The 7,126-nt window shown below is 40.6% G+C and carries 6 protein-coding genes and 1 pseudogene; all 7 read right to left on the minus strand.

Features of this window, described 5'->3' with window-relative positions; all coding sequences use genetic code 11:
- Positions 1-506: 506 nt before the first annotated feature.
- Entirely contained in the window at positions 507-935 is a 429-nt protein-coding gene (locus tag WMO28_RS17195; protein ID WP_435376774.1) for a hypothetical protein, read from the minus strand.
- A gap of 396 nt (positions 936-1,331) precedes the next feature.
- Positions 1,332-2,480 carry an SLC13 family permease gene (locus WMO28_RS16680; RefSeq protein WP_349057702.1) on the minus strand — a complete coding sequence of 383 codons (1,149 nt, stop codon included), beginning with the start codon at positions 2,478-2,480 and terminating at the stop codon, positions 1,332-1,334.
- A gap of 210 nt (positions 2,481-2,690) precedes the next feature.
- The gene (locus WMO28_RS16685) at positions 2,691-3,494 is read right to left on the minus strand and encodes a site-specific integrase (protein ID WP_435376776.1); all 804 of its coding nucleotides are present in this window, start codon (positions 3,492-3,494) and stop codon (positions 2,691-2,693) included.
- A 312-nt stretch (positions 3,495-3,806) separates the two neighbouring features.
- Positions 3,807-5,063, minus strand: coding sequence for a type II toxin-antitoxin system HipA family toxin (locus tag WMO28_RS16690; protein WP_349057703.1), 1,257 nt, complete (start codon positions 5,061-5,063; stop codon positions 3,807-3,809).
- Positions 5,063-5,383: a helix-turn-helix domain-containing protein gene (locus WMO28_RS16695; RefSeq protein WP_349057704.1), complete on the minus strand. Its 321-nt coding sequence runs from the start codon at positions 5,381-5,383 to the stop codon at positions 5,063-5,065. Before WMO28_RS16695 ends, WMO28_RS16690 begins: the two co-directional genes overlap by 1 nt.
- A gap of 281 nt (positions 5,384-5,664) precedes the next feature.
- Complete coding sequence (locus WMO28_RS16700; protein ID WP_349057705.1) at positions 5,665-6,006, minus strand: arsenate reductase family protein; 342 nt, start codon at positions 6,004-6,006, stop codon at positions 5,665-5,667.
- A 1-nt stretch (position 6,007) separates the two neighbouring features.
- Positions 6,008-6,379: pseudogene (locus WMO28_RS16705) on the minus strand (DUF188 domain-containing protein); the annotation flags it as partial.
- Positions 6,380-7,126: the final 747 nt, after the last annotated feature.

Consider the following 7,126-nt stretch of genomic DNA (forward strand, 5'->3'; position numbering starts at 1 on the left):
TCATGGACGCACCCTGAAAAGGCGGTATCCCGCCTTAATTCAGATGCTCTGGTAACTCAGTTGCCGAGTAGTTCACGCTCAGTCTATCTTTTATACCCAAGCAATATCGCTTCCATTTCCTTTCAGCCGGACTGTTAGTCCCTTTTCTTGAAAAAATATAAAAAATAGAGCATATAGATAGATTCTACATGCTCTTACGCTTTATATTCTGTTTTTATATCTTATTCTCTTTAGACGAATTTTTTTTGATTCTGTTTATTACACCAGTTTACAACTTTATAATTAATAGACTTGCTGACGAATCAGCTGTTTTAAAGCCTTTATAATAACATTTGATTTTATATGTGTTTCGATGTTTCTAACGAAATTGGTCAAAAATATCTGGCTGCGAATGCCCTGACTTAATTCAAAACGAAACTCCTGTACACTTTTTGTACGGTATTCGGAAAACTGCTCATCCTGATAGGGTAAGATCTTCATTGCACAATAACAGATATTGATCAGATTTACCAGCATTCAATACCCTTGCAGCTTCGTACCATATACCTGCAAAGTGACCAGAAGGTTTTCTGCTCATAGTAGCTTGTTTCAATATTCCACCGGAACGAGTACAAAAACAGCGGAATATATTTCATCCTGTCATTCTTCCATACAGGTATGCAAAGCATAATACTTACAAAGCAGTGTCCATTCAGATAATTGGAACCATTATGTGCGGCATGGTCAAAGAGTTTTGAAACATTCTCAAACCGAGTTCCGGCCTTTGCTACCATGGTATCATCTACACAAAGAAATATCGGCTGTGTTGCCAGTGAATCCGGTATCATTCTCAAAGCAACTTTAGCTGTGATATTCATAAAGTGGGAATAATCAACTTTTGCATAGGAACATACGTGGTAAAAGGTATTGAGGGATTTTGTGGTAATCCCAGACAAAAAGTGCTGATATAAAAATCGAATGGAATGTACAGATTCCAATGTTAGTATTGATAAAACGAGTAAAAACAAAATATCGAGCAGAAAAAGTTTCAAAATAAATCAAAAAATATTTGTGAAGTCTACCAGTCAGAGTCTTTTCGTTGTATAATGTCTTTGTCGTAGAGTGTCACTTTCCTTTGTAATGTTTTGGAGCAAACTCATTATACATCAGAAAGCCCTGTACGATATTTTTTTATGAAAAAGTTGTAAAGTGGTGTAAAGATTAATGATCTTTGTATTGGCACCGAAAATATATTTATTTCTCTGCGGCTTTTCTTCCAGGATGGGAGAGTGCCGCGGAGAATTTTTTGCGAAGAAAGAATTGCTATAGCTTTTGTAATTCCGGGAAAACCTTTATCTAAGAAAAAAATACAATATTAACATGAATATCATGAATATAATATTGGAGGCTGTGAATATTCCCAAATACTTCCCTCTCAGATTCCTGTTTTCTTTTGCAATATATTTGAAACTTATCAGGCTTGCCATGGATGCAATCAGAGTGCCGAGACCTCCAATATTGGTTCCGACAATTAAAGCCCGGTAATTATCTGTAAAGCCGGATAAAAGAAGCGCAGCGGGAACATTGCTCATAATCTGACTGGCAAGAACAGCAGTAAGTGTTTCCCTTCCTGCCATGATTCTTTCCAGAAAACTGCTGAATTGCGGAATCCTTCCAAGGTTGCCGATAAAAATAAATAATGCGATAAAGGTGGCAAGCAGGGAGTAATCCACCCTGCTTATATTTTCCCTGTTTCTTAGCAACATATATATAAGAACCAATACAAGAGGAATCTGGTATGGAATGATACGTGCAACAGTGAGCAGGCAGATTGTAAATAAGATCAGGTAAGCGGCCAGGTATTCCATGTTAAGTTCTTTTCTGTCAGAGAATCCCAAAAGAGTTTTATCTTTTTCGGAACCGCATACGTGAGGTGCTTTGGCAGCGGCTACCTGTATCCATATCAGAAGAAGGATAAGTGCTGTGGCGGAATAGGGAAGCATCAGGGTTATTAATTCTGCCGCGGACATCCCTGCTCTGGCATATAGATAAAGGTTCTGCGGATTTCCGATTGGTGTGAGCATGCTTCCGAGATTAGCAGCGATTGTCTGCATGGCTACTATTTTAAGAAGCCAGTAATTGCCCAGTTCCTTTGGCAGTTTATGCACAATGATCAGTGCAAGAGGAACAAAAGTAATCAATGCCACATCATTGGTGATCACCATTGACAGGAAGAAACATAAGAGTACCAACAGCCTGATCACACCCACAGTTCCCGATGTTCCCATCAGCAATTTTTTGGCGAGTATATCAAAAACACCAACAGCCTTCAAACCAGCTACAATTGCCATCAAACAGAAGAGGAGCCCGAGAGTCCTGAAATCGATATAAGTAAAATAAGCCTTATCCGGTCTGACCCAGAACATAGAAAGAAACGCCAGGATCACTGCAATTGACAAAACGGTTTCTTTCCTGAAAAAAACATATAATTTTTGTAACATAATATTTCCTTTCCGGTCTGATACGACCGCGTATAAGTATATCACAGAAACATCCAGAAAAAAAAGAATATCATTTTGTATTGTGGATTTCCAGTTTTATCAACTCTTTTTAAATGATGGGGACGATGCCAGTAGAATAGATTTTTTTATCATCATTGGTAGCCAACTTGGCTACCATTTCACCACATATAACAATCAAACTCTTTCTCTCTATTTTTTCTCCAAGGATTTAGCCAAGGTAGATAAAAGTGCTGCCATTTCCGGATTGGAAAGAACCTTGGCTAATAATTCCGCATCAACATCCGTTGGAAGTTCAACAGTCTTGCCGGCAGCATGGGCATGCATACTCGGATCCAGATCTTTTTTCTCGTAAAAAGCTTCTTCAAAGAGCTCTGCATTCTTCCTGCGGTCGTCATCAATAATATGAGAATACACATCCGTAACCATATTGATCTGTGAATGACCGGAATCTCCCTGTACAGCCTTGATATCTCCGCCATTTAACTTCAGCTTATAAGTGACACTTGTATGGCGAAGGCTGTGAAACACAACCGGTGGAAGATTATGCTCTTTGATCAGATCATTCAGGGCCTTACGAATAGAAGAAGTTCCTACTGGCAGACCAAACGGAGTTGCCATCACCAGGTTATAATCCATGTATTCCTCTCCCAGTGTTTCCTTGATCTTATCTTGACCTTTCTTCCATTCTACCAGCATTTCCGCTATTGATTTTGGAAGAAATACTTTACGGATGCTGCTCTCCGTCTTCGGAAGTTTCAGTACACGTACAGTTTTGTTCTTTCTGCTCTCCTCCGGAAATACCAGAATCACATCTTTTCCATGCAGTTCCTGAATCGCTGCTTTATCTACCCTTTGTACTTCCTTATCGATATAGATGAATGCACGGCCTTCCTCAATCGCCTCATCAGAGATATCAACGCAGTCCCAGGTAAGTCCAAGCATTTCTCCCATACGCATAGAACAGGAAAATGCCAGATTAAGCGCCAGCTTCAATCGCTCATCTTCCAGACCTCCAGTGCATGCGTCAATGCTGATTCTTCTTCGTTTGCACCGCTTGTAGAACCACGCAAAAAAAGCCCCATTGAGTATTTAACCCAATAGAGCTTTAAAAATTTTATTTAGTTGTCCTGCTGATCTTCTACTTCCAGCATAATCATTGTATCAGGCGGAAGTATCAGAGGTATCCCAAATACAGGCTATAAAGTATCAAGCATGCCTCTTGGAGTATCATTATTTGAGACTTTACAAATCATATCTTTCATAACCACTACTCCATCATGGAAGAGCCGTCCACTATTTATTTTATTAGTAACAAGCGCTGAAAGCAGGTCTCATTTCTTCGATCTGTCTGCGAGTCAAGCCATATCCAACAGCTGTTTTTTCCCAGTTGTCTCTGATGATTTTCAAGATATCTTCCGCATAGTCTTCCGCATCCGATTTGGAAATACCGAATCTCACAGCGGTCTGCACTGCCAGATCAATACTGATTCTGTTATCTTCCTCATCCACATTGAGAGACAGCTCATCGCCATAAGGAACAGGATTTACGTCATACAAAGGTGAAAGAATCCAGCCCTTGTCTGTCAGGATAAACGCATGGTTTCTCAGGTGATCATCCGTATTGGTAACCGCCATGTTGAATACAATTCTTTTCCACAATTCAATCAAATCCTTCTTTGGCTGCGCACCGTAGGACTTAATAAAGGCTGCAATATCCAGATAGCTGCTTCCATCAGCTGCGGATGCGCCATCTGTTTTTCCAAGTAGTGTCATTGCAGAAGCAAAATGTATTCGCTTGCTTCCGACACGATCAAAGCGCTTTATCAGAAATGTACTTCCAAGTGGGGAAAACTTCTCAAGCTTTGCCTCTGGAACATTCAAACCGCAAAATGCTGCAAGATCATGGGCAACCTTTTCCCATGCTCCAGTATCATTTTCATCGTTCTTTGACGGAAACTTTGCAATCCAAAGCTGATCCTTTGTATCTACTACGGTTGCCTTCGGTCTGGCACCACCCAGGGAAGAACCTGGCCTAATCAGCTGATTCAACCATTTCTCAGATAAACCAGTCTCATCATTTTCAAAGTTTCTGGAGGCTTCCTCCAGTGTTCGAAGCGTGGCCCAGGGTGGCGCGGCTGTTTCCTTATCATCAGAAAGGAATGGTCCTTCCAGCGCTGACTTAAAACGAATACCTCCCATTCGAGTTTCATCGTATACGCCAAGCAGGTAATCACTGTCATAGAGTTTAGAAGGCTTACGACCTTCCCTTTCTGCCAGAATTCTTTCGCGTTTATTCATAAGCACTCGTCCCCAGCGGTCAGGAGACGCATCGGCAAACAGGCCAAATATGTTCTTTCCGTTGGGATACTGTCTTCCAGCATACGGCATAAGCTCCGGATCTAGGGTCAAAGCAAGTCTTGTTTTTTTCAGCCATTCTTTATCATATTCAAATGAATAGGATTCTCCGCCTTTGATAACATTTATATATAAGCACCCTATAAGGACAGACTGATCCGTACTGAAATCATCATATACGAAAATCATTTTTTGATTAACTGCCATTATTTAGACCTCCTTGGTGCGCGTTTTCTTGTGATTAGATTGAGATCCTGTAACTGTCTGCCCATCTCGTCGTCCTTGGCAACAAGCAGAAGATCCTTATCCAGGTTATTTAAAGCATGCAGAACGGCTGCATATATACCCATAGCAACTGACGGCACTCCTTTTTCAACCTTCCAAAGAGAGGCACGACTGATCCCGGCACGTTCAGCAACCAGTTCAGCGGATAAACTCCGTCTGAGTCTGGCAAGCTTAATCTGTTCTCCCATTGTCTGCAGGATTTCTTCTGTTCCCGGTAATATATTATATTCTGCTTTCTTCATCTTTATACGTCTCCTTTTAGTGTTTACTATTATATACGTTATCCACTATTTTGTCAATTTTAGAAAGCATTATTTGTTTTACGGCTTGTACGCAATCATATTTTCATTCAAATGGTAGTCAACTTGGCCACCATTTCACTACATATAACACCCAAGTTCGTTCTCTCGATTATGAACATACATGTATACTCGGATCTATATCCTTTACTTAAGATTCATCTATCGCCTTTTGTAGCAATTCTTTATATATAGTTGTTACTTTCTGCATCTCCTCCGATTTCTTATTTCCACGCCTTCCAGATATCCGGCTGATATCCAAGAGTGGATTGTTTTCCATTACGGACCACCGGTGTCTTAATCACCTGCGGGTTTTCCAGTATCTTCTCAAGTTTATCTTCCTTTGCAATGTACTTAATGAGCGCAAGCAGATCCTTATCCTTGCCCTCCCAGTTGATCATATTTTCCAGTCCACCATTTGCCTGGGCAACCGAATTAAATTCGCCTTTACTCATGCCTTTTTCTTTCATATCAATAAACTGAAACTTAATCCCTCGTTCTTTAAAGAAACGTTCTGCTTTCTTTGTATCATTGCACTTCTTTGTTCCAAAAATCTGTATATTCAAATCAATTCTCCTTATCCATTGCCATATGTATCATTTTCTCAAAGGATTCTCTGAAATGCTCATCATCCTCCGATGTTCGTTTTCTTGGGCCTCTTAAGTGCTTCTTTCCGGATGCCCTTCGTGCTTTCTTATTCAGATGCCGCTCCATAAGCATCTGGTCAATATTTTCATTGGTATACCATTTCCCAGATTGATGAATCGCATACGCATTTTTTCCTAATGCCATTGCAGCCACACCGTAGTCCTGTGATACAACAATATCGCCCCTATGGCAAATACTGATCAGTTTATAATCCACGGCATCTGCTCCGGCTCCAACTACGATCACTTCACTATAATCAGATGATAACACATGATTGGTATCACACAATATGATACTTTCCTTTTTCTGTCTCGACTTCACTATAACTGGGATCTCTCACCAGACGTCCAATAAGTACAACCATATTCATCCATCCTTCCCCCCTTTCTTACTCTATTTGCTGCCTTACTGGCAACACAAGAGTACGGCAGATCAGATACGAAATAAAAACCAATCTGCCGCACAGCTTCTATTGTCAGCAGCCCTGGCGATAACCAGGGCTGTCATCATTTCAGAAAACAGTGCTAGATTGTCTTTTCACATGTGTAACCCATTTCAGGGTTCACCCAATCCGTTCACGCCATTGCAGGCAGTCTCAGCCATATCGTGTATGGTCTTCAGATTCCTCACTTTATCTGACCGGCATCATCGGGAGTATCATTATTGATCCGCAGCTTTCCATAGAAAAGCCATATGCAGACCTCTGTTTCTATTATCCTTACGGACTATCCGGAACTCTCTACAGCAGCTCCGGCGAATTGGCAAGCTCATTAAGTTGTCATTGTACGCAAGCTGCCACGACTTAAATGATGGTGTGGCCTGCTCAATTCCTAAATACAAAAGGTGGGGATTTAGTTAAGAATCTTTTTGAAAAAATTTTTGATACAATTTTCAGAACTGTAAAAGTCAAAAAAATAGGGGCTGTCGGGAAATAGATAGTTCCAAAGCAGAGAGGGTATGGCTCACAACGAGTCATACCCTCTCTGAATTTATCTGAAAAAAGAAAAAAGATGGCTAACGACAACCATCTTTCTCTCC

The organism is Blautia aquisgranensis (genome assembly GCF_040096615.1).
Classification (GTDB): domain Bacteria; phylum Bacillota; class Clostridia; order Lachnospirales; family Lachnospiraceae; genus Blautia_A; species Blautia_A aquisgranensis.